The 20,563-nt window shown below is 63.1% G+C and carries 22 protein-coding genes; 17 read left to right on the top strand and 5 right to left on the bottom strand.

Annotation, left to right across the window (positions count from 1 at the left end; translation table 11 throughout):
- The first annotated feature begins 9 nt into the window (after window positions 1–9).
- The 12 genes from nucC to SIN04_RS15935 all read left to right on the top strand — a co-directional run bounded on the left by nucC (window position 10) and on the right by SIN04_RS15935 (window position 10,598).
- Entirely contained in the window at window positions 10–735 is a 726-nt protein-coding gene (gene nucC, locus SIN04_RS15990; protein WP_134490779.1) for a CBASS effector endonuclease NucC, read from the top strand.
- 228 nt (window positions 736–963) lie between these two features.
- Window positions 964–1,962 (top strand): P-type conjugative transfer ATPase TrbB, encoded by a 999-nt coding sequence (gene trbB, locus SIN04_RS15985; protein ID WP_134492596.1) that lies wholly within the window; start codon window positions 964–966, stop codon window positions 1,960–1,962.
- On the top strand, window positions 1,959–2,291 hold the full coding sequence (locus tag SIN04_RS15980) for a TrbC/VirB2 family protein (RefSeq protein WP_134490777.1): 333 nt from the start codon (window positions 1,959–1,961) through the stop codon (window positions 2,289–2,291). The genes trbB and SIN04_RS15980 overlap by 4 nt, the downstream gene beginning before the upstream one ends.
- The gene (locus SIN04_RS15975) at window positions 2,291–2,566 is read left to right on the top strand and encodes a VirB3 family type IV secretion system protein (RefSeq protein WP_166795960.1); all 276 of its coding nucleotides are present in this window, start codon (window positions 2,291–2,293) and stop codon (window positions 2,564–2,566) included. Before SIN04_RS15980 ends, SIN04_RS15975 begins: the two co-directional genes overlap by 1 nt.
- A 7-nt stretch (window positions 2,567–2,573) precedes the next feature.
- Window positions 2,574–5,012, top strand: coding sequence for a conjugal transfer protein TrbE (gene trbE, locus SIN04_RS15970; protein WP_341264050.1), 2,439 nt, complete (start codon window positions 2,574–2,576; stop codon window positions 5,010–5,012).
- Complete coding sequence (trbJ, locus tag SIN04_RS15965) at window positions 5,009–5,743, top strand: P-type conjugative transfer protein TrbJ (RefSeq protein ID WP_134490771.1); 735 nt, start codon at window positions 5,009–5,011, stop codon at window positions 5,741–5,743. The genes trbE and trbJ overlap by 4 nt, the downstream gene beginning before the upstream one ends.
- Before the next feature lie 11 nt (window positions 5,744–5,754).
- Entirely contained in the window at window positions 5,755–6,075 is a 321-nt protein-coding gene (trbK-alt, locus tag SIN04_RS15960) for a putative entry exclusion protein TrbK-alt (RefSeq protein ID WP_134490769.1), read from the top strand.
- Window positions 6,072–7,385: a P-type conjugative transfer protein TrbL gene (trbL, locus tag SIN04_RS15955; RefSeq protein WP_341264049.1), complete on the top strand. Its 1,314-nt coding sequence runs from the start codon at window positions 6,072–6,074 to the stop codon at window positions 7,383–7,385. The genes trbK-alt and trbL overlap by 4 nt, the downstream gene beginning before the upstream one ends.
- Before the next feature lie 3 nt (window positions 7,386–7,388).
- Window positions 7,389–8,072 (top strand): conjugal transfer protein TrbF, encoded by a 684-nt coding sequence (gene trbF / locus SIN04_RS15950; protein WP_134490765.1) that lies wholly within the window; start codon window positions 7,389–7,391, stop codon window positions 8,070–8,072.
- Window positions 8,069–9,142 (top strand): P-type conjugative transfer protein TrbG, encoded by a 1,074-nt coding sequence (gene trbG / locus SIN04_RS15945; protein ID WP_134490763.1) that lies wholly within the window; start codon window positions 8,069–8,071, stop codon window positions 9,140–9,142. The genes trbF and trbG overlap by 4 nt, the downstream gene beginning before the upstream one ends.
- Entirely contained in the window at window positions 9,139–10,347 is a 1,209-nt protein-coding gene (locus SIN04_RS15940; RefSeq protein ID WP_134490761.1) for a TrbI/VirB10 family protein, read from the top strand. The genes trbG and SIN04_RS15940 overlap by 4 nt, the downstream gene beginning before the upstream one ends.
- The gene (locus SIN04_RS15935; RefSeq protein ID WP_134490759.1) at window positions 10,344–10,598 is read left to right on the top strand and encodes a DUF2274 domain-containing protein; all 255 of its coding nucleotides are present in this window, start codon (window positions 10,344–10,346) and stop codon (window positions 10,596–10,598) included. The genes SIN04_RS15940 and SIN04_RS15935 overlap by 4 nt, the downstream gene beginning before the upstream one ends.
- On the opposite strand, the gene SIN04_RS15930 is transcribed toward SIN04_RS15935, so the two are convergent.
- The 3 genes from SIN04_RS15930 to SIN04_RS15920 form a co-directional block, all read right to left on the bottom strand.
- On the bottom strand, window positions 10,562–11,479 hold the full coding sequence (locus SIN04_RS15930; RefSeq protein WP_134490757.1) for a LysR family transcriptional regulator: 918 nt from the start codon (window positions 11,477–11,479) through the stop codon (window positions 10,562–10,564). The two genes, SIN04_RS15935 and SIN04_RS15930, sit on opposite strands and share 37 nt — an antisense overlap.
- A gap of 107 nt (window positions 11,480–11,586) precedes the next feature.
- Window positions 11,587–12,975, bottom strand: coding sequence for an MFS transporter (locus SIN04_RS15925; RefSeq protein WP_134490755.1), 1,389 nt, complete (start codon window positions 12,973–12,975; stop codon window positions 11,587–11,589).
- 75 nt (window positions 12,976–13,050) lie between these two features.
- Complete coding sequence (locus SIN04_RS15920; protein WP_134490753.1) at window positions 13,051–13,383, bottom strand: carboxymuconolactone decarboxylase family protein; 333 nt, start codon at window positions 13,381–13,383, stop codon at window positions 13,051–13,053.
- A 66-nt stretch (window positions 13,384–13,449) separates the two neighbouring features.
- On the opposite strand from SIN04_RS15920, the gene SIN04_RS15915 reads away from it, so the two are divergent.
- Window positions 13,450–14,394, top strand: coding sequence for a LysR family transcriptional regulator (locus SIN04_RS15915; RefSeq protein WP_134490751.1), 945 nt, complete (start codon window positions 13,450–13,452; stop codon window positions 14,392–14,394).
- Window positions 14,395–14,586: 192 nt separating this feature from the next.
- On the opposite strand, the gene SIN04_RS15910 is transcribed toward SIN04_RS15915, so the two are convergent.
- Window positions 14,587–15,474 carry a LysR family transcriptional regulator gene (locus SIN04_RS15910; RefSeq protein ID WP_134490749.1) on the bottom strand — a complete coding sequence of 296 codons (888 nt, stop codon included), beginning with the start codon at window positions 15,472–15,474 and terminating at the stop codon, window positions 14,587–14,589.
- 146 nt (window positions 15,475–15,620) lie between these two features.
- Between SIN04_RS15910 and SIN04_RS15905 the strand changes: the two genes are divergently transcribed.
- Window positions 15,621–17,165, top strand: coding sequence for an MFS transporter (locus SIN04_RS15905; RefSeq protein WP_134490747.1), 1,545 nt, complete (start codon window positions 15,621–15,623; stop codon window positions 17,163–17,165).
- Window positions 17,166–17,363: 198 nt separating this feature from the next.
- On the opposite strand, the gene SIN04_RS15900 is transcribed toward SIN04_RS15905, so the two are convergent.
- Window positions 17,364–17,996 (bottom strand): TetR/AcrR family transcriptional regulator, encoded by a 633-nt coding sequence (locus tag SIN04_RS15900; protein ID WP_134490745.1) that lies wholly within the window; start codon window positions 17,994–17,996, stop codon window positions 17,364–17,366.
- A gap of 119 nt (window positions 17,997–18,115) precedes the next feature.
- On the opposite strand from SIN04_RS15900, the gene SIN04_RS15895 reads away from it, so the two are divergent.
- From SIN04_RS15895 to SIN04_RS15885, 3 genes are all read left to right on the top strand, one after another.
- Window positions 18,116–18,544, top strand: coding sequence for a tautomerase family protein (locus SIN04_RS15895; protein ID WP_134490743.1), 429 nt, complete (start codon window positions 18,116–18,118; stop codon window positions 18,542–18,544).
- 112 nt (window positions 18,545–18,656) lie between these two features.
- Entirely contained in the window at window positions 18,657–19,052 is a 396-nt protein-coding gene (locus SIN04_RS15890) for a VOC family protein (RefSeq protein WP_134490741.1), read from the top strand.
- Between the two features lie 419 nt (window positions 19,053–19,471).
- Entirely contained in the window at window positions 19,472–20,209 is a 738-nt protein-coding gene (locus SIN04_RS15885; protein WP_244605842.1) for a MerR family transcriptional regulator, read from the top strand.
- Window positions 20,210–20,563: the final 354 nt, after the last annotated feature.

Below are 20,563 nucleotides of genomic sequence, written 5' to 3'. Positions count from 1 at the left end.
GATTTCCTGATGTCCGAATGGTCCTTGTCTCAGCTTCTGTCGTCGCTGCATGAAGATATTCAACAGCGCCTCGCGACGGTCCGAAAGTCCTTCAATCATCCAGGCACGAAGGGCGATGCCAGCGAGAACGTTTGGATCAACATGTTGGAGACGTATCTGCCTAAGCGTTATCAGGCGGCTAAAGCGCATGTAGTCGATAGCCTCGGAAACTTCAGTCAGCAAATCGACGTCGTGATTTTCGACCGCCAGTATTCGCCGTTCATCTTCACCTACGAGAACGAGACCATCATCCCCGCGGAAAGTGTCTATGCCGTCTTTGAGGCGAAGCAGACCGCGGATGCCGGTCTGGTGGCCTACGCGCAAGAAAAGGTCGCAAGCGTGCGTCGTCTGCACCGCACGAGCCTCCCTATCCCATATGCGAAGGGCGTGTATCCGGCAAAACCGCTGATTCCGATTCTGGGAGGCCTGCTGACGTTCGAGAGTGAGTGGAGCCCCGCACTTGGACCTTCGTTCGAGAAAGCTTTGGTCGCAAACCTTGGAGATGGGCAGCTCGACATCGGCTGCGTCGCCGCGCACGGTCATTTCTTCTTCGATAGGGAAGCTGACGGCTATAGTTTCATCAACGAGAATAAGCCCGCGACGGCTTTCCTGTTCAAGCTGATCTCTCAACTGCAATTCAGTGGCACCGTTCCAATGATTGACGTTGAGGCGTATGGACAGTGGTTGACGAAGTAGCCTTCTGACGCGGACGAGGATTGTGTGGCCCGATGTGATTCGGTGCCGCAGGAGCTTGAAGTAGCGCTCTCAGTTTTTTGTGATTCCGCACCCAGCAAGTCTTTTTTCTCTGCTCTACGCTCGCCCCCTACGACATCTAAAACCTTGTTGATCTGCCCCATTTATTGCCTCTTTTAATCATCCCCGTTGCCAATCGCATGCCGCGATTGGCCGTTGACGGGGACGATCGTGGCGGTTGCTCCACTCCATTCCGAAGCCTTTTCTCGCGGCGCGCGCATGCTACGCACCGCGCTCGGTCCAGCCATCGCGACCTTCCTCGAAGACCCCTCGATCGTCGAAGTGATGCTTAACCCCGATGGTCGGTTGTGGATCGACCGGCTGTCCGGCGGCCTGGAAGATAGCGGGCGCGTCGTGTCGGCCGCCGATGGCGAGCGGATCGTGCGCCTGGTCGCTCACCACGTCGGCGCCGAGGTCCACGCCGGCGCGCCGCGTGTCTCGGCCGAGCTGCCTGAGACGGGGGAACGCTTCGAGGGATTGTTGCCGCCGGTGGTCGCGGCCCCGGCCTTTGCGATCCGTAAGCCTGCCGTCGCGGTGTTCACGCTCGACGACTATGTCGCCGCCGGCATCATGACCGCCGGCCAGGCGGCCGTGCTGCGCGGTGCCGTCGCCGCGCGCAAAAACATCTTGGTCGCTGGCGGCACCTCGACGGGCAAGACGACGCTGACCAATGCGCTGCTCGCCGAGATCGCCGGCACCACCGACCGCGTGGTGCTGATCGAGGATACGCGCGAGCTGCAATGCCGGGCGCCGAACCTGGTGGCGCTGCGCACCAAGGACGGTGTCGCCTCGCTGTCCGATCTCGTCCGCTCGTCGCTGCGCCTCCGTCCTGATCGCATTCCAATCGGCGAGGTGCGTGGGCCGGAAGCACTCGATCTCCTCAAAGCCTGGGGCACCGGCCATCCCGGCGGCATCGGCACCATCCATGCGGGGACCGCGCTTGGGGCCATCCGCCGCCTCGAGCAGCTCATCCAGGAGGCCGTCATCACGGCCCCGCGCGCGCTGATCGCCGAGACCATCGATTGCATCGCCGTGCTCTCCGGCCGCGGTTCGGAGCGGCGCCTTGCCGAACTCGCCCTTGTCGCCGGGCTCGATCCCGCCACTGGCGACTACCGCGTCATCCCAGCCGCGGCGGGCGGCGAGACCATCCCTCAAGGAGATAGAGCATGACCCGGTTCGCGCTGCGCATCCGTCGCCATATCGCGACGCTTTCCACCATCACCTTCGTCAGCCTGGCGCTGGCCCCGGCGGTTTACGCCTCGGGCTCATCGATGCCCTGGGAGACGCCGCTCAACACCATCCTGGAATCGGTGCAGGGGCCAGTCGCCAAGATCATCTCAGTGATCATCATCACTGTGACCGGCCTGTCGCTCGCCTTCGGCGATACGTCGGGCGGTTTCCGCCGCCTGATCCAGATCGTTTTCGGCCTCTCGATCGCCTTTGCCGCATCGAGCTTCTTCCTTTCCTTCTTCAGCTTTTCGGGCGGGGCGCTGGTGTGATGGCGGGGATCATCGATCCGGATGTCCCGGGCTTCTTCGCGCCGGTTCACCGCGCGCTGACAGACCCGATCCTGATGGGCGGCGCACCGCGGGCGGTCGCAATCGCAAATGGAACGCTCGCTGCCGCCATCGCGCTCGGCCTGCGCCTTTGGATTCCCGGCGCGCTGATCTGGGCGGTGGGACATGCCGCCGCCGTCTGGGCGGCGAAGCGCGATCCGCAGTTCGTTGACGTCGTGCGCCGGCATCTGCGCTACCCGTCCTATCTCGGCGCGTGAGGCTCCCATGCTGAACCTCGCCGAATATCGCAACCGTCCCGCCGGCCTCGCCGAATTCTTGCCCTGGGCCGCCTTGGTCGCCGAGGGCGTCGTCCTCAATAAGGACGGCAGCTTCCAGCGTACGGCGCGGTTTCGTGGACCGGACCTCGACAGCGCTACACCGGCCGAACTGGTCGGCGTCACCGCGCGGCTCAACAATGCACTGCGCCGCCTCGGTTCGGGATGGGCGATCTTTGTCGAGGCGCAGCGCGTCGCGGCCCAGACCTACCCGCATAGCATCTTCCCGGATGCGGCGTCGGCGCTGGTCGACCTTGAACGACAGGACGCGTTCGAAGAAGCCGGTGCGCATTTCGAGAGCCGCTATTTCCTCACCTTCGTCTGGTTGCCGCCGGCCGAGGACGCATCGCGCATCGAAGGCTGGCTCTATGAGGGCCGCGCGCAGACCGGCGTCGATCCGTGGGAGCTGCTGCGCGGCTTCGTCGATCGCACCGACCGCGTGTTGCAACTGGTCGAGGGTTTCATGCCCGAGGTCGGCTGGCTCGATGATGGCGAGACGTTGACCTACCTCCATTCCACAATTTCGACACGCCAGCAGCGTGTCCGCGTCCCCGAGACGCCGATGCATCTCGACGCGCTGCTTGTCGACGAGCCGCTGACCGGCGGGCTGGAGCCGCGGTTGGGACGTTCCCATCTGCGCACGCTCACCGTCGTCGGTTTTCCGACCACGACCCATCCCGGCATTCTCGACGAGCTGAACCGGCTCGCCTTTCCCTACCGCTGGTCGACCCGCGCCATCCTGCTCGACAAGACCGAAGCCGTGAAGCTGCTGACCAAGATCCGACGGCAGTGGTTCGCCAAGCGCAAGTCGATCGGTGCCATCGTCAAGGAAGTGATGACCAACGAGGCCTCGACCCTCGTGGATTCCGACGCCGCCAACAAAGCAGCCGACGCAGACATGGCGCTGCAGGAGCTGGGTTCCGACGACGTCGGCCAGGCCTATGTCACCGCCACCATCACGGTCTGGGACGAGGATGCGGGCATCGCGGCCGAGAAGCTGCGGTTGGTCGAGAAAGTCATTCAGGGTCGCGACTTCACCTGCATGCCTGAAGGGGTGAACGCGCTGGAAGCGTGGCTCGGCTCGTTGCCGGGGCACGCCTATGCCAACGTCCGCCAGTCGCCTGTCTCGACGCTGAACCTGGCCCATATGATCCCGCTCTCGGCGGTCTGGGCAGGCCCGGCGCGCGACGAGCATTTCAAGGCGCCGCCACTCTTCTTCGGCAAGACCGAAGGCTCGACGCCATTCCGCTTCTCTCTTCATGTCGGGGATGTCGGCCATACGCTGATCGTCGGCCCGACCGGCGCTGGCAAGTCGGTGCTGCTCTCGCTGATGGCGATGCAGTTCCGTCGCTATCAGGGCAGCCAGATCTTCGCCTTTGACTTCGGCGGCTCGATCCGCACCGCGGCGCTCGCGATGGGAGGAGATTGGCATGATCTCGGCGGTAGCCTGTCAGCCGGATCGGAGGACAGCGTTTCCCTCCAGCCGCTGGCGCGCATCGATGACGCGGCCGAGCGCGCCTGGGCGGCCGAATGGGTGACGGCGATCCTCGCCAAGGAAGGCGTCACAATCGACCCGACCGTCAAAGAGCATATCTGGTCGGCGCTGACCTCACTCGCCTCGTCGCCCGTTCAGGAACGGACGATCACCGGGCTCGCGGTCCTTCTGCAGTCGACCGCGTTGAAGCAGGCGTTGCAACCCTATTGCGTCGGCGGTTCCTTCGGCCGGTTACTCGACGCCGAGGCCGAGCATCTCGGCTCAGCCTCGGTCCAAGCCTTTGAAACCGAGGGTCTAATCGGCGCTGGCGCGGCGCCCGCTGTGCTCACCTACCTGTTCCACCGCATCGAAGGCCGGCTCGACGGCCGCCCGACCTTGCTGATCATCGACGAGGGCTGGCTCGTCCTCGACGATCCGGCTTTCGCGCAGCAGCTTCGCGAGTGGTTGAAGACGTTGCGTAAGAAAAACGCCTCCGTTGTTTTCGCCACGCAATCGCTCTCGGACATCGATGGCAGCAGCATCGCGCCGGCGATTGTCGAGAGCTGCCCGACACGGGTGTTTCTGCCGAACGAACGGGCCATCGAGCCGCAGATCACCGCCATCTATCGCCGCTTCGGCTTGAACGACCGCCAGATCGAGATCCTCGCGCGAGCCGCGCCCAAGCGCGACTATTACTGCCAGTCGCGCCGAGGCAATCGCCTGTTCGAGTTAGGACTCGGCCCGGTCGCGCTCGCCTTTTGCGCCGCGTCCTCAAAGGCCGACCACGCCGCGATCGAGCGTATTCTCGCCGAACACGGCCGTGACGCCTTCACGCCCGCTTGGCTTGCCGACCATGAGTTGCTCTGGGCGGCCGATCTCATTCCCGACCTCACCAATCTGGAGACACCGTCATGATCAAGCTCCGCCATCTCGCGGCGGTGAGCACCGTCGCACTGACGCTCGCGATCGCTGTTCCACCGGCTCATGCCATCATTGTATTCGACCCAACGAACTACGTGCAGAACGTGCTCACTGCCGCGCGCGAACTGCAACAGATCAACAATCAGATCCAGATGTTGACCAACCAGGCGACCTCGCTGGTCAACCAGGCGCGCAACCTCGCCAATCTGCCGATGTCGACGCTGACCCAGCTTCAGTCATCGATCGCCCAGACGCAATCGTTGCTCAGCCAGGCGCAGAACATCTCCTTCAACGTCCAGCAGATTCAGACAGCTTATTCGAGCGCCTATGGCGCCGCGCCGACCTCGGGGTCGAATGCCTCGCTGTTCGCGCTGGCGCAGACGCGCTGGCAGAACTCCGTGGGGGCGTTCGAGGATAGCCTGAAGGTGCAGGCCGGCGTTGTCGGCAATATCGGCACGAACAATTCCGCCATGTCGTCGCTGGTGACGGCGAGCCAGTCGGCGACCGGTGCGCTACAAGCCGCCCAGGCTGGCAACCAGCTCCTGGCTCTGCAATCGCAGCAACTTTCCGACCTTGTGGCTGTACTCGCCGCCAAGGGGCGGGCCGACGCGCTGCAACAGGCGCGCGATGCTGCAACGGAATCGCAGGGCCAGCAGCAGTACAAGATCTTCTCGACGCGCTCCGGCTATCAGCCCGGCAACGTCACCATGTTCCACGGCAACTGAGGCTTGGGACGATGTGGCGGTCTGACATTTTCCGTGCATTGGCGATCGTCGCCATGATCGGTGTCTTTATCGCGACACTCGCGGCGATCAACCGGCGGCCCGCGCCGTCGGCAGCGCCGGAAGCTCCGCTGGCCTCCGCTCCAGACGATCTTTCGGCCGAGCTGCGCCGGTGCAGCGCGCTCGGCCAACAGGATGCCGAAGATCCGCATTGCCAGGCGGTCTGGGAGGAGAACCGCCGCCGGTTCTTCGGCAGGCCGGCGCGGCCGTTGCCGCCAATGGCCGCGCCGGCCAACCCCGCAGCAACAAATTCGGTAGGGGGAGACGGACGATGAACAATGTCGGCGTCATCGATACCTTCCTCAACACCTTCACGACCTACATCGATTCCGGTTTCGGCCTGATCAAGGGCGATGTCACCTATCTTTCCTCGACCCTGATCGTCATCGACATCACCCTGGCTGGCCTGTTCTGGGCTTGGGGCGCCGATGAGGATGTCATCCAGCGCCTGGTGAAGAAGACGCTCTATATCGGCTTCTTCGCTTTCATCATCACCAACTTCAACAACCTCTCCGCCATCGTCTTCAACAGCTTCGCCGGTCTCGGTCTAAAAGCCGGCGGTTCCTCGATCTCGACCACCGATTTCTTGCGGCCCGGCCGGCTCGCCCAGGTCGGGCTCGATGCCGGGCAGCCGCTCCTCGATGCGGCGAACCAGATGGTCGGGCCGGTCGCCATCTTCACAAACGCCATTCAGATCGCGGTGTTGATGGTGTCGTGGATTCTGGTGTTGATCGCCTTCTTCATTTTGGCGGTCCAGCTCTTCGTCACTCTGATCGAGTTCAAGCTGACGACGCTCGCCGGCTTCATCCTTATTCCCTTCGCACTCTTCAACAAGACAGCGTTCCTGGCCGAGAAGGTGCTCGGCAATATTGTCGCGTCCGGCATCAAGGTAATGGTGCTCGCCATCATCGTCGGCATCGGTACTGGGCTCTTCTCGCAGTTCACGCAGACCTATGCCGGCGGTCAGCCGACCATCGAGCAGGCGCTGTCCGTGGTGCTCGCGGCGCTCGCCATGCTTGGCCTTGGTATCTTCGGCCCCGGTATTGCAACAGGTCTCGTCTCGGGCGCTCCACAACTTGGTGCGGGCGCCGCTGCCGGCACCGGCTTCGCGGTTGCCGGCGTGGCCATGGCCGGCGCCGCCGGCGCTGGAATGGCCGCCAGGGGCGGAGCCGCGGCTCTGTCCGGCGGGGCCGCAGCGGCGCGAGGAGCATCCTTTGGCGCCGGCGCGGCGTCCTCCGCCTATAGCCTCGGCTCGGCCGGGCAATCGGGCGCGGCCGGCGTCGCCTCCGGGCTTGGTGGCGTCGGCCGTGCCGCTGGCGGAGCCGCGACGGCGCCGTTCAAACGTGCTGCATCGCGCGCGGCCAGCAGCTTGAGGGAAAGCTATCAATCAGGCGCGCAAGCTTCCGGCGGCGATGCGGACGCATCGACCGCATCCAATACGACTCCTGCTGGCAACGCCAATCCGTCGTCCCCGCCGGCCTGGGCGCAGCGCATGAAGCGCGGCGCTTCAACCGCCGCCGACGCCATCAAATCGGGTGACGCCCGTGGCGGCGGCCATTCCGTCGATCTATCCGAAGGGGAGTAACCCATGTTCCGCCGACCCACGGTGCGCTACGGGCGCACCCCCGAGCCCGAAACACCCTATCAAAAAGCCGCTCAAGCCTGGGATGAGCGCATCGGCTCGGCCCGTGTCCAGGCGAAGAATTGGCGGCTGATGGCGTTCGGCTCGCTCGCGCTGTCGATGGGGCTCGCCGGCGGCCTCGTCTGGCAATCGACGCACGGCACAGTGGTCCCGTGGGTGGTGCAGGTCGACAAGCTGGGCGAGGCGCAGGCGGCCGCCCCCGCGACGGCCGACTACACGCCCTCAGATCCGCAGATTGCCTGGTATCTCGCCCACTTCATCGAAATGGTCCGCTCGCTACCGGCCGATCCCATCATCGTCCGGCAGAACTGGCTGCAAGCCTATGACTTCACGACGACGGCGGGAGCGGCGGCGCTGAACGACTACGCCCGTGCCAACGATCCGTTCGGCAAGCTCGGCAAGCAGCAAATCGCCCTCGATGTTTCCAGCGTGATCCGTGCCTCGCCGGATTCGTTCCGCGTCGCCTGGGTCGAGCGGCGATATCAGGACGGCGCGCTCGCCGACACCACCCGCTGGACCGCCATTCTCACGGTCGCGATCCAGCCGCCCACCGATGCCGACCGGCTGCGCAAGAACCCGCTTGGCATCTACGTCAACGCCATCAATTGGTCGAAGGAGTTGGGACAATGACCCCGCCGATTTCTTTCGAAGCCGGCGGTTCGGCTTCGCGCACTCTCGTAAACTGGCTACCCCGCAAAGGCGGACATGTGCTTTTCCGTAAAGGCGGATTGGCGGTTCTGCTGATGTCCGTCACCGCACTCGGCGGCTGCGCCCATAATTTCATTCCACCCGACATCAACTATGACGCCGTCGAGCCGGCGACGCTTACCGTCGATCCGCCCGCACCGGTCAAGATCGTCGAGCTGCCGAAACCGCTGCCACTACCCGGCCAGTTGAAGCCGCTGCCGAGTGGCAAACCGTCGCCGGAGGTTGCCGATCCACATGTCCGCGTCGACCAGGCCAATGCCGCCGCGCGCATACAGCCAGTCCGGGCCGGCTTCATCAACGCGGTACAGGTCTATCCCTTCTCCGGTGGCGCGCTCTATCAGGTCTATACAGCACCTGGCGAGATCACCGATGTCGCCCTGCAGGAAGGCGAACAGCTTGTCGGCTCCGGTCCTGTCGCTGCGGGCGACACCGTACGCTGGATCATCGGCGATACCGAGAGCGGGGCGGGGGCGACGAAAAAGATCCACATCCTGGTCAAGCCAACCCGGGCGGATCTGGTGACGAACCTGATCATCAACACCGATCGCCGCACCTATCTTCTCGAACTGCGCTCCACCGAGAAGACCTACATGGCTTCGGTCTCCTGGCAATATCCGGAAGATCAGCTCATCGCGTTGCGCCGGCAGAACCAGGAAGCGCAGGTGGCGGCTCCGATCGCCGCCGGCGTCGATCTCGCCGCAATCAATTTCCGCTATGCGATCCAGGGTGACAATCCGGCCTGGCGGCCGCTGCGCGCGTTCGACGACGGATCGAAGGTATACATTGAATTCCCGTCCGGTATCCGTCAGGGCGAAATGCCGCCGCTCTTCGTCATCGGTCCCGCTGGCGGCTCCGAGCTGGTGAACTATCGGGTCAGCCGCAACTACTACATCGTCGATCGCCTGTTCGGTGCCGCCGAATTGCGGCTCGGCGACAAGGACAGCGAGCGGCGCGTCCGTGTCGTGCGCACCGATGGAAGGCCGCGGTCATGACAGAGGAACCCAACCAGGAAAAGGATGAGGCGCCCACGCCAGTTGTGCCGCCGGACTTGCGGCTCCGGGTTGAAAAGCCGCGCGTGACCCGCCTGTCGCGCCGGGTCTTGATCGTTTTGGCCGGAGTCTCGGCGCTCGCCATCGCAGGCGCGCTTGGCTACGCGCTCCAGACCCGGAACAAGGCCGGGGCAGGGCAGGAGCTGCTATCGACCCAGAACCGTCCTTCGGCCGACGGCCTCGCTGGCCTGCCGAAGGACTATACCGGCTTGCCGCGTCAGGCACCGCCACTGGGGCCGCCACTGCCTGGCGATCTCGGCCGGCCGATCCTCAACGCCGGAGCGGCGCCCAACACCGTCGTGCCGGCGACGACGCCCGATCCCGAAATCCAGCGCCTGGCGCAGGAGAAGGAAGCCGCGCGCGTCAGCCGGCTCTTTGCTCAAGCCGGCCGGCAGCCCCAGGGCGTCGCCTCCGTGGTGCAGCCGGTTATCGCCGGAACGGATACGGCCGCGAATCCCACATCCCCCGTCGATGCCGGCTCGGCGCAGAACATGCAGGACCGCAAGAGCGTGTTTCTTAATGCGGCGACGGACAAGCGCACCGTGAGCCCCGACCGGCTCCAGGCCAAGGCCTCGCCCTATGTCGTGCAAGCGGGCACCGTCATCCCCGCCGCCCTGATCACCGGCATCCGATCGGATCTGCCGGGACAGATCACCGCCCAGGTAACGGAGGCGGTTTATGATTCGCCGACAGGCCGATTTTTGCTTATTCCGCAGGGGGCGAAGCTGATCGGCCAGTACGACAGCTCTGTCGCGTTCGGGCAGTCGCGTTTGCTGCTGGTCTGGAATCGTCTCATCATGCCGGACGGCACTTCGATCGTGCTGGAGCGCCAGCCAGGAGCCGATACCGGCGGCTATGCTGGTCTCGAGGACGAGGTCGACAACCATTGGGGCATGCTGTTCAAGGCGGCCGTCCTCTCGACCCTGCTCAGTGTCGGTGCCGAAGCCGGCACCAGCCAGAACGAGAACAACCTTGTTCAGGCGATCCGCAGCGGCGCCTCCAACAGCATCAGCCAGACTGGCCAGCAGATCGTCCAGCGCCAGCTCAATATCCAGCCGACCCTCACCATCCGACCTGGATTCCCGGTGCGCGTGATCGTCACGCGCGACCTTGTCCTGGCGCCTTATGAAAAGGGAGGAACGCCGTGACCAAGTTGAAGCTCGGACCGATCGCCGACGAGAAGCCCGTGAAACTCACCATTGAATTACCCGCGGCTGCCCATCGCGACCTAGTCGCTTATGCCGAGGTGCCCAGCCGCACAACCGGCCACGCGATCTCCGACCCAGCCAAACTCATCGTGCCCATGATCGAGCGCTTCATGGCGACCGACCGGGCGTTCGCGAAGGCGCGACGGAACTCCATTCAATCCAGAGCGGGAGCGCCCGTGATATCTGGATAACGCTCGCGAAGCATGTCGAGGAAAGGGCGCAGCGAGGGGTTGCCATTCGCCTGGCGCCAGTAGGCGTGAAAATTCAGCCGCGTCGACCCCTCGGCATCATGTACCTCGCGAAAGGTGACGCCCGGATAGGCGGCGCCGGTCGCCCCTTCCAGCGCGAGCAAGACGCCCCAGCCTGCACCGACCATGGTGAGAAGCCGGTCGAGCGCCACATCGTGACGAAGCAATCTGCAAGGGTCGGAGGATCCCACCTTGCTGATGAGAAGCTTCAGGAATTCCGGTCCCGGGCCGCGCTGTGGTAGCAATAGTGCCTCACTCCTTAGCTCGCTCCAATGAACCGCGTCACGAGCTGTCAGCGGATGGTTCTCGGGGAGAGCGACGACCACTCGCTCGCTCCATACCGACAACAACCTGTCGCTCCATGTCGGAGTGTTCTCGGCCACGAAGGCGACGTCGATGGCGGAATTGGCGAGATCGGAGATCAGATGGTCGCTTGATCCGTCAACCAGATGAGTATCGACGTCGGGGAAGCGGTGCCGATGGTCGAGGAGGGTGGCCCGGAGATTACCGGCTGAGAGTGAGGCGTGGACGCCGATGGTCAAGCGACCACTCTCGCCTCGGGATCGAGTCTTCAGGCGCGTGGTGATAGCTTCAGTTTCCTCGACGATGCGGCGTGCGGCGTCGAGGAACTCCTGGCCTTCTATGGTCGGCCGGGTGCCACCATTGGTGCGCTCAAAAAGTGTGGCGTCCAGTTTATGTTCGAGATCCCGCAAGCATCGACTGAGTGTCGATTGGCGGATGTTCAGCGTCTCCGCAGCCTGCCTTAGGCTTCGGTGTCGAGCCGCAACAAGCGCCCAGCGCAGATCTCTGAGTTCGACCGACAAGGCTCACGTCACGACTAGCCGAACGCGAAGGCCTGATTGACGGCGGACCGCACGGTGCCTCCCGTCGTGGGCCCGCCTTCGGCGGTGGAAATGGTTGCCCCACAGTTTTATCGGCCAAGCCATGCGCCACCGGCACCGAGCAACAAAAGAACCGCCGAGACAATAAAGACAAGCGTGCCCCCGCTTGGAATATTTTGTGTGCCGCCGGCAACGAATGCGCCAAAGAGCGCGATGCCAACGGCACCGCCGACCTGTCTTGCCGTCGTCAGCACCGCCGATGCTGTGCCGGAGCGTGTACGCTCCACCTTGGCAAGCGCGGCCGACATCATGGCCGGCGCCGCCACTCCGGTCCCGATTGAGATCAGAAACAGGCCAAGTGCGATTGTTAAGAAAGGAGCTGCGCTATCGAGCCTGTGGAACGACAACAGCCCATTGCCCGCCGCAGCTATCAGCATACCCCCTGCCATAGGCGGCCAAAAACCCACCCGTGCCCCAAGCTGTCCACCAACGATATTGGCGAGCATGATGACGGCGGTAAGCGGCAGAAATGCCAGCCCCGCCATCGCCGGTGAATAACCCCGAACCTGCTGGAAGTAGAGACTGAGAACGAAGACCAATCCGAAGAAGGTCAGGCTGATCACCGTGCCGACAAAGGCCGCGGTCGAAAATCCGGGCAATCGAAACAAGCCCAGTGGCAGCATGGGCTTGGCCGTTATGGCCTCGATCTTGAAGAAGGCGATGCCGACTACCGCGGCGGCGGCGAACCCCGCAAGGACCCACGGATCGGCCCATCCTCGTGCCCCCGCCTCAATCACAGTTCCGGTTAGCATGAACAATGCCAGAGCGGCGGTGATCAGTCCCGCGACGTCGAACCGGCCGTCCACATAGGTCGCGCTCTCGGCGATTTTGGTCCGCGTCCACCAGATGCCCAGCGCGCATAGCGGCAGGTTGATGAGAAAGATTGGACGCCAGCCAAGCCCGGAGATGATGAAACCTCCGATCATCGGACCAGCTGCGACCGCCAGCGCGCCGGACGCGCTCCACCAACTGATCATCCTGATCCGGGCCGCCTCGTCATTGCCACACGCGTGGGCAATCAGCGCCAGTGACGTCGGGAGTATCAGGGCTCCGCCGATGCCCTGTGCAATTCGGGCAGCAATCAGGATCGATGTCGACGGCGCAAGCCCGCATGCAAGCGACGCGACTCCGAAAACAACGAGTCCGGCCAGAAAAATGCGCCGACTCCCGAACCGGTCACCGGCCACGCCCGCCGTCAATAGCAGTGTCGCGAACGCCAATGAGTAGGCATCAATGATCCACTGCAATCCGGACGTCGACGCCCCGAACTCCGTGGCAATTTCCGGCAGAGCGACGTTGGCGACGGTGATGTCGAGCTGCACGACGACAAAGCCGATGCTGGTGACGATAAGCGTCCAGCCGGGGCGCCCGCCATCCTGGGCGGGTTGTCTTACCGCAGTGGAGACAAGGCCGATCATACTATTCCCATCGAGCAGCACACTCTTTCTTTCACGGTGGTCCGCTCAGTGGGCATTCGGATCATCGTCACCCTCCTATTTCAGCTTCGCCGGTTCGCCCAAGGTTTCGAGCGCAACGCGTGCGGCCGCCATCGATGCAGGCCAGCCGGCGTAGAACGCGACGTGGGTGATCAGTTCGCTGATTTCTGCGTAGGTGACACCGTTCGAGCGCCCCAGCACGAGATGATCGGCCAGCGCTTCGGGTCGGTAGGTTGCGACCAGCGCCGCGATCGTAATCAGGCTCCGATCACGTTTCGATAGCTCCGCGCGTTCCCATACTTCGCCCAGCAAGACGGTGTCGGTGTAGTGGACGAGCGTCGGCACGATTGTCCGCACCCGCTCACGCAATTGCTGTCGTTGTTCTGCCATGTATCTCCCGCAAGCATGTCGTTGCAGGGGATTTAGACATTAACCATTGGCTTGAAAATAGGCACGATGGCGCATAACCTGTTTAGCATGGCTAAACAGTCGGCACCAACTTCGGAAATCAATCTATTCGAGGGCATCCCGCAATTCCTCGCGGTCGCCCGCAACGCCAGCTTCCGGGCGGCGGCGCGCGAGCTGGGCGTCACGCCAGGTGCGATAAGCCAGTCGATCAAGTCGCTCGAGCGACGGCTGGGAACGCCGCTCTTCATCCGCAGCACGCGCCACGTTGCGCTGACGGACGTCGGCAGCGTGCTTGCGGATCGCATCGGCGATGTGCGCGCCGTGGTTGCCGACGCTATCCGCCAGGTCGAGGGCTTGCAGGATGAACCCGTGGGAACACTGCGCCTTTGCATACGACGCCTGGCGTTTGGACCGATTGTTGAACAGGCCCTGCCGAGATTTCGGAGCGCGCATCCAAATGTCGCAATCGATATCGAAGTCCGCGACGGGCCGATCGATCTCATTGCCGAAGGGTTCGATGCCGGCATCCGGATTGGAGAATTTCTTGAACCCGACATGTTTGCTGTCCGGATCGGCAAGCCTTTCCACTGGGTTGTCGTCGCCTCTCCCGCCTATCTCGCCAAGCGAGGGACGCCGAAGGTACCGGGCGATCTCCTCGAACATGAATGTATTGGCTACCGCATCGGCAGCGAGCCCATGCCGTACCAATGGGAGTTTCGCGATCGAGATCGCGATCTGCGCGTCCGCCCTCCAACAACCCTGATCGTCAATGACGCTGGCGCGCTCTGCGCTCTTGCGGAGCGAGGCATGGGCCTTGCCTACACTTCGGATCGCATCGCCGAGGACGCGCTTCGCGAGAAGCGCCTTCACACGGTCTTGGTGGATTTTATGCCTCCTGAAGACGCACTCTATCTCTATTATCCCGCCGGAAGCCGCGACCAACCGAAGGTCCACGCGTTTGTCGATGCGGTGATCGCCTCACGCGACCTCTGACGTGTTGGTCGGCCTGTCCTCACGAGGTAGGGTCCGGCCACAGATGCTGAGGCGAGATTTTCGACGCCTCGAAACGCAACACGCCCGTCCGACAAGGGCTCTGGTTTCACACCGGGTGTCGCGATTCAAGAGTGCGGGGAGCGAAAGCAGCCATCGCCGACTGCGGGCAACAGACAGCGCGCGCGTCGCGGCTCAAGGCCCTTGGAAAAGCTTTCGACCAACGAAATCAACAAAGACCTTCAATCGCGGTGAGAGGTGGCGGTTCGACGGCCACAGTATCGAGAACTGGCCGGGATCGACGAGGAAGTCGTCCAGCACAGTGATGAGGCTTCCATTCTTCAGCGCTTCGTGCGCCAGGAAGTCAGGCATGTAGGCGATGCCGAGCGCGACGAGCGCAGCGGCGCGCATCGCTTCCATGTTGTTGCAGGTGAGCGCCGTGCGCCCGCAGAGCGGCGTCTGATCGTCTAACAGTACCCATTCTTGCAGCTTGCCCGTCGTCGGGAAACGAAAGCGGAGGGCGTCGTGCATCTTGAGATCGGCTGGCCGCAAGGGCACGCCCTTGCGATCCAGATAGGCGGGTGCGGCACAGAGCACGAAACGAAATGCCCCCAGCCGACGCGACATCAGGCTGGAATCGACGAGAGTCCCGCTCCTGATCGCCGCGTCGAGTCCGGCATCGATGAGATCGACGAGGTGGTCGTTGAAGTCGAGATCCAGATCGATCTCCGGGTAGAGATCGAGGAATTCCGGCAGGACGGGCAGAAGGAAACGGTAGCCGATCGTCGGCAGGCTGATGCGGAGCGTACCGCGCGGTCCCGTGGCGGCGCGCGCGACCATGTCTTCAGCCTCGCGCAGATCGTCCAGGATGCGGCGGTATCGCTCGTGAAGCAGCGCACCTTCTTCGGTCAGCGAGACGCGGCGCGTCGTGCGGTGGAACAATCTCACGCCGAGCGTCTCTTCGAGCCTGGCGACACTTTTGCCCACCGCTGACGGTGACAATCCGAGGTCGCGTCCCGCTTCGGCGAAACTCAACCGTTCCGCCGTCCGTACGAAAATCGCGATTCCGTTCATCCCATCCATGAGTCGAATATTAGAGCGTTTTGCGCTTTAATGAAACGACAACGAGCGGGATTATCGCCTCATGATCCGCATTGTATCGAGGAAAAGAAGGGGAGGATCGGAACCGCAGCGGTTCCTGGCCCCATTCCCCCGGTGCGAGGACAAGCTTGAAAATACCGGCACATCAACACGGCGGCAGCCCGGTCATTCTTGGCGCAGTCTGTCTCGCGGCGCTCATCCTGCCGCTCAGTTTCTCCGGCGGCGCCGCCGCGACGCCCGCCATCGGCCGTGAACTCCACGGCAGTCCCGAGGCGCTGACCTGGATCACCAACGCTTTCATGTTGACCTTCGGCAGCCTGCTGATGGCGGCCGGTGCGCTGGCCGACCGCTATGGACGCAAGCGCATCTTCACCATCGGCGTCGCTCTATTCGTACTGTTCTCGCTGGCGTTGAGCGTCGCGCCATCCCTCTGGGTCGTCGATCTCCTCCGCGCCGCACAGGGCGTCGGCGCAGCCGCAGCATTGGCGGGCGGGGCCGCTGCGCTCGCGCAGGAATTCGATGGGCATGACCGGACCCGCGCGTTCAGCTTGCTCGGCACGACCTTCGGTGTTGGCCTGGCCTTCGGGCCCCTGACGGCGGGGCTGCTGATCGAGACCGCCGGATGGCGGTCGGTGTTCCTGACGAGCAGCTTGGTCGGCGCGCTGGCGCTGTTCTTCGGCGTACCGCGTATGCGCGAGACGCGCGATCCCGATGCCGCGACGCTCGACTGGCCGGGCACGCTCAGCTTCACCGGCATGCTGGCGCTTTTCACCATCGGCGTGATCGAGGCGCCGGCGCGCGGTTGGACGGATGGTGCGACCATGGGCCTTCTCGCCGGCGCGGCGGTGCTGCTCGCGGTGTTCGTGTGTATCGAGATCCACGCGGTGCGACCGATGCTGGACCTGTCGCTGTTCCGCTATCCGCAGTTCGTCGGCGTGCAGATTCTCCCGATCGCGACCTGCGCCTGTTTCGTCGTGCTGCTCGTCATCCTGCCCTTGCGCTTCATTGGCATCGAAGGCCAGAGCGCGGTCGGCGCCGGGTTGATGATGATGGCGCTCGCAGGCCCGATGCTCGTCGTACCGATGGCGGCTGCCGCGCTGACGCACCGCTTTTCGGCCCATGTCATTTCCGGTGCGGGTCTCATAATCGCGGCCGTCGGGCTGGTCTGGTTGGGTACGGTGGATCTCAACGCCGGCCTCGCCGTACTGCCGCCGATGCTGCTGATCGGCATCGGTACGGGTCTGCCCTGGGGATTGATGGACGCCCTGTCCGTCAGCATCGTTCCAAGGGAGCGCGCCGGAATGGCGACCGGCATCTTCGGCACCGTGCGTGTTGCCGGCGAAGGCGTCGCGCTTGCGATCGTCAGCGCAGCACTGACAGGTCTGATCGGACGGGCGCTGGCCTTGTCGCAAGCCGCATCCATGCCATCAGTTCCGCAGGCGAGCCAGCGCCTCGCAGTCGGCGATATGATGGGAGCGGTCGCGCTCGTCCCCGGCATGGATGCGCCCAGCTTGATCCGGGCCTACGAAGCAGCCTTTCAAACGCTCACCAATATCCTCGCCGCTGTCACCATCCTCTGCGCCATAACGATATTGTGGCTTCTCGCCCGCGCGCCGACCAGTGAGGCCGATGCTCTGCCGAAAACCAGATGTCTTGACTCAAACGGACGGTAAAAACGTCGGCGTGACACGGTCGGGGTAGTCTGGAGTTGTCGCCATCTTTACCACACGTCATCCATGCGGAAATCGGCGGTGTTTGGTAGCTTCCGCGTAGAATGTCGCGCCATGGCGTAGAATCGGCGGGGCTGGCGGGCCACGCCCGACGAAGATGAGCACTATATGTACGCTATAGCCCTCTAACGCCGCACAACTTTAATGATCGGCAGAACTCGAATGCGCGCTGTCCAACGCTTTCTGACCGGTCAAGCGTAACGCTGCCTGCGCTACGAGGCGGGCGATGCGGTCCGACAACTCCCGGTCCGATACGGCTCGGGCAAGTGTAACGCCTCCGCTCAGCATGGCGAGCAGCACGATCGCCTGATCTTTTTGCGAACCGACTGGCGTGCCTGGGGCATCATTGTCCGGCAAACCTGCGGCGACCTCGTCGACGAGGCGCATCAACTCCGCCGTATAAGCAGCGCGCGTATCGTCATCGGCGCGCATCACATCGGTGGACAGGCTCGGCAAGGCACAGCTTTCGCCGAGATCGCAGGTCCGTTTGTAACCAAGATAGAAACCCACGAAGGTCGTCAGCCAGTTCGTCTGGTCGTTGCCTTTGAGCGCTGCAATTCCTTGCCGCAACTCTTCCAAGCCCGACAGCACGGCGATGCGGAAGGCTTCGCTCTTGGATTTAAAGTGCCCATAGAAGGCGCCGTTGGTGACGCCAGCAGCCTTGGTCAATGCTTCGATACCGCCGCCGCCATAGCCCTCCTCCCGGAAAACCCGGCCCGCCGCCGCCACGATCTTGGATTTGGTCTCCTGTTTATGCTCCGGGCTGTAACGCATAGCCGTCCTCATTAAGAGTGATCACTCTTTATCTCTTGCATAGAGAGTGACCAACGTTTATGGATAGAGAGTGTTCGGTATATATCAGATGCCGTTCCCGTTCAAACGAGGAGAACCCTATGCCCATTACGCTCACCGTGCCCGAAGGGCTGCTATCGCCACAGGCCCAGGCCGAGGCCTTTTCCGGGCTGACAGACGCGCTTCTCGAAGTTTCGGGTCTGACCGGGAATGCCTTCATGACGGCCAACATCGTCGGCTCCATCAACGTGTTGCCTAGGGAACATATACTTGCCGGTGGCAAGGTGGCGGCGGCAGCTTTTGTCGAACTCAAGCTCCCCGAGATCGCGCTGGCGACGCCTGAGGCGAAAAGCGCTTTTATTGAGAAGGCAACGGATATCGTCGAAAAGGCAGCCGGAGGACGGCTGAAGCGTGAACATATCTGGTCGAACATCGTCTACGCTCCCGAAGGAGCTTGGGGCATCGCCGGCCGCAGCTACGACAATGCCAGCTTGGTCGAGGCCATAGTGGGCGGCGGCATCGCCCCGTAGCGTTTCGCATCGCTGAATTCTCTAGAGCAACGTGCATTCATCGGAGCGCACGTTGCTCTGGACTGCGAGACGCGAAGATTTCGCGGTCTGGTAGCTTATTGGAGGTCATGCCATGCAGCTTGCCAACTATCTCTTTTTCACGACCCAGTGTGAATCAGCGCTCGACTTCTATACCAAATGTGGCCTTGGTCGGGTCACGGCGCTCATGCGTCATGGCGACCACGGAGTGCCGCTCGCCAGCGAAGGCATGCGCGGCAAAGTCATGCACGCCCGCTTCGAGGGACCTGGTCTTCTGTTCTTCGCCTCGGACAATCACGATGCCGAACCGATGCGAGGCTCCGCTCACATGCTCATCATGGACGACCGCGCGTCTACAGACAGATTATTCATGGCGCTTGCCGATGGCGGCAAGATCACCACACATCTCGCAGTGCAGCCGTGGGGGAGTTATTACGGTAAACTCACTGATCGGTTCGGTGTCCAGTGGATGCTGGACTGTCTATCGTAGACTGCCGTGTGATGGCCATGCGGTGATCGGAGTGTCATCGTGCTGCCGCGCAGAATATCGTGCTGTAGCGTGCAATCGGCGGGGGTGGCGGGCCACGCCCGATGATGATGAGCACTACGTCTACGCTATAGCCCTCTAACGCCGCACGGTGCGACTTCAATGCTAGTTGGCGCAGTTCATCAGCGGTTTTGGCTATTTTCTGAATGGCCGGGTCTGGTGGTTTGTAGCCGGCCGCTTTTGGCGAAGAACCCCCGATATGAAGACGCCCACGGACTTCGGTGCCGATTTCACTTGCACCGGCCCTTGGGGCAGGCCGGATAAGGCGGTTCGTTCGAGAAAGGACTGTACGTTTGGCGAACTCTGGACCTTATCTCCGCTCTGCTGAAGTCGCTCGCCGGTTAGGGGTGAGCGGGAAGGCATTGCGGCTGTACGAGGCGCACGGCTTGCTCCGAGCCGAGCGAACACCAGCCGGCTGGCGGGTCTATGGTCCCGATCAGATCGCGCGTTTGCACCAGGTGATCGCCCTCAAGAACTTCGGCTTTCCGCTCAGCCGGATCGCCGAACTCCTGTCCGGCGGTCTTCCCGACTTGGCGACTTTCCTGGAGCTGCACGAGCAGGTGTTGCGCCAGGAAGCGAAGCGAGTCGACCAGGCACTCCGGCTGCTGTCGGCGGCCCGAGCCAAGCTCGCCGAGCACGGCAGCATTTCCTCGGACGATTTGATGAACCTTACCAAGGAAACCGCGATGACCAACAAGCGCAACGACGATCTGGCCGCCGCCTATCGGGCGGTCGCCGCCAAACACTTTTCCCCGAGCGACCAGGCGACCCTCGCCGCCAACGGCTATGGGGGCATGGACAAGGCCGATGCCGATTGGGAAGCATTGCACGGCGAGGCCACCCGGCTGATGAAGTCCGGCGATCCTTCCTCGCCCGAAGCGATGGACCTTGCCCGGCGCTGGATGGGCAAGGTGTTCGAGGCAACGGGAGGTGACCCTGCGCTGACTCGCAAGATGAGGACCGTGGCGCGCGAGACGCATGAGCAGCCTGCTTTTGCGGCTGCGTCAAGCTCGTCAAATGACATCATGGACTTCGTTGGACAAGCTTACGGCGCGGCCATCGCGGAGGGTATCATGCCAAAACCAGACGACGCAGCCTGATAGGAGCGCCGGTCGATCCGCATGAAATTCCGATTTGAGATCGACCGGTTCGCATAGCCTCGGACCAGAAAGGCGGCTTTGGGTAGCGCGCCAAGCTCGTGGATACGGCTGCTTATGGGCGATTCCCGCCCTTACAGTAGGCCTGCGTGTTGTTGGAAATGCTGTTGGTCGGCCATGCGGCAAATCGGCGGTGAATGAGTAGCCATCGCGCAGAATATCGCGCCATGGCGTAGAATTGGCGGGGTGGCGGGCCACGACCGATAGCGATGATAACTACGTCTACGCCATAGCCCTCTCGGGTGCGATACCATCGTGAAGCAGCCATCGCGGAAATCTTGGCTCGTGACCGGAACG

The organism is Methylocella tundrae (genome assembly GCF_038024855.1).
Classification (GTDB): Bacteria; Pseudomonadota; Alphaproteobacteria; order Rhizobiales; family Beijerinckiaceae; genus Methylocapsa; species Methylocapsa tundrae.
The sequence above is the reverse complement of the archived record's forward strand: the minus strand, read 5'-3'. Positions and strand labels throughout refer to the sequence as shown.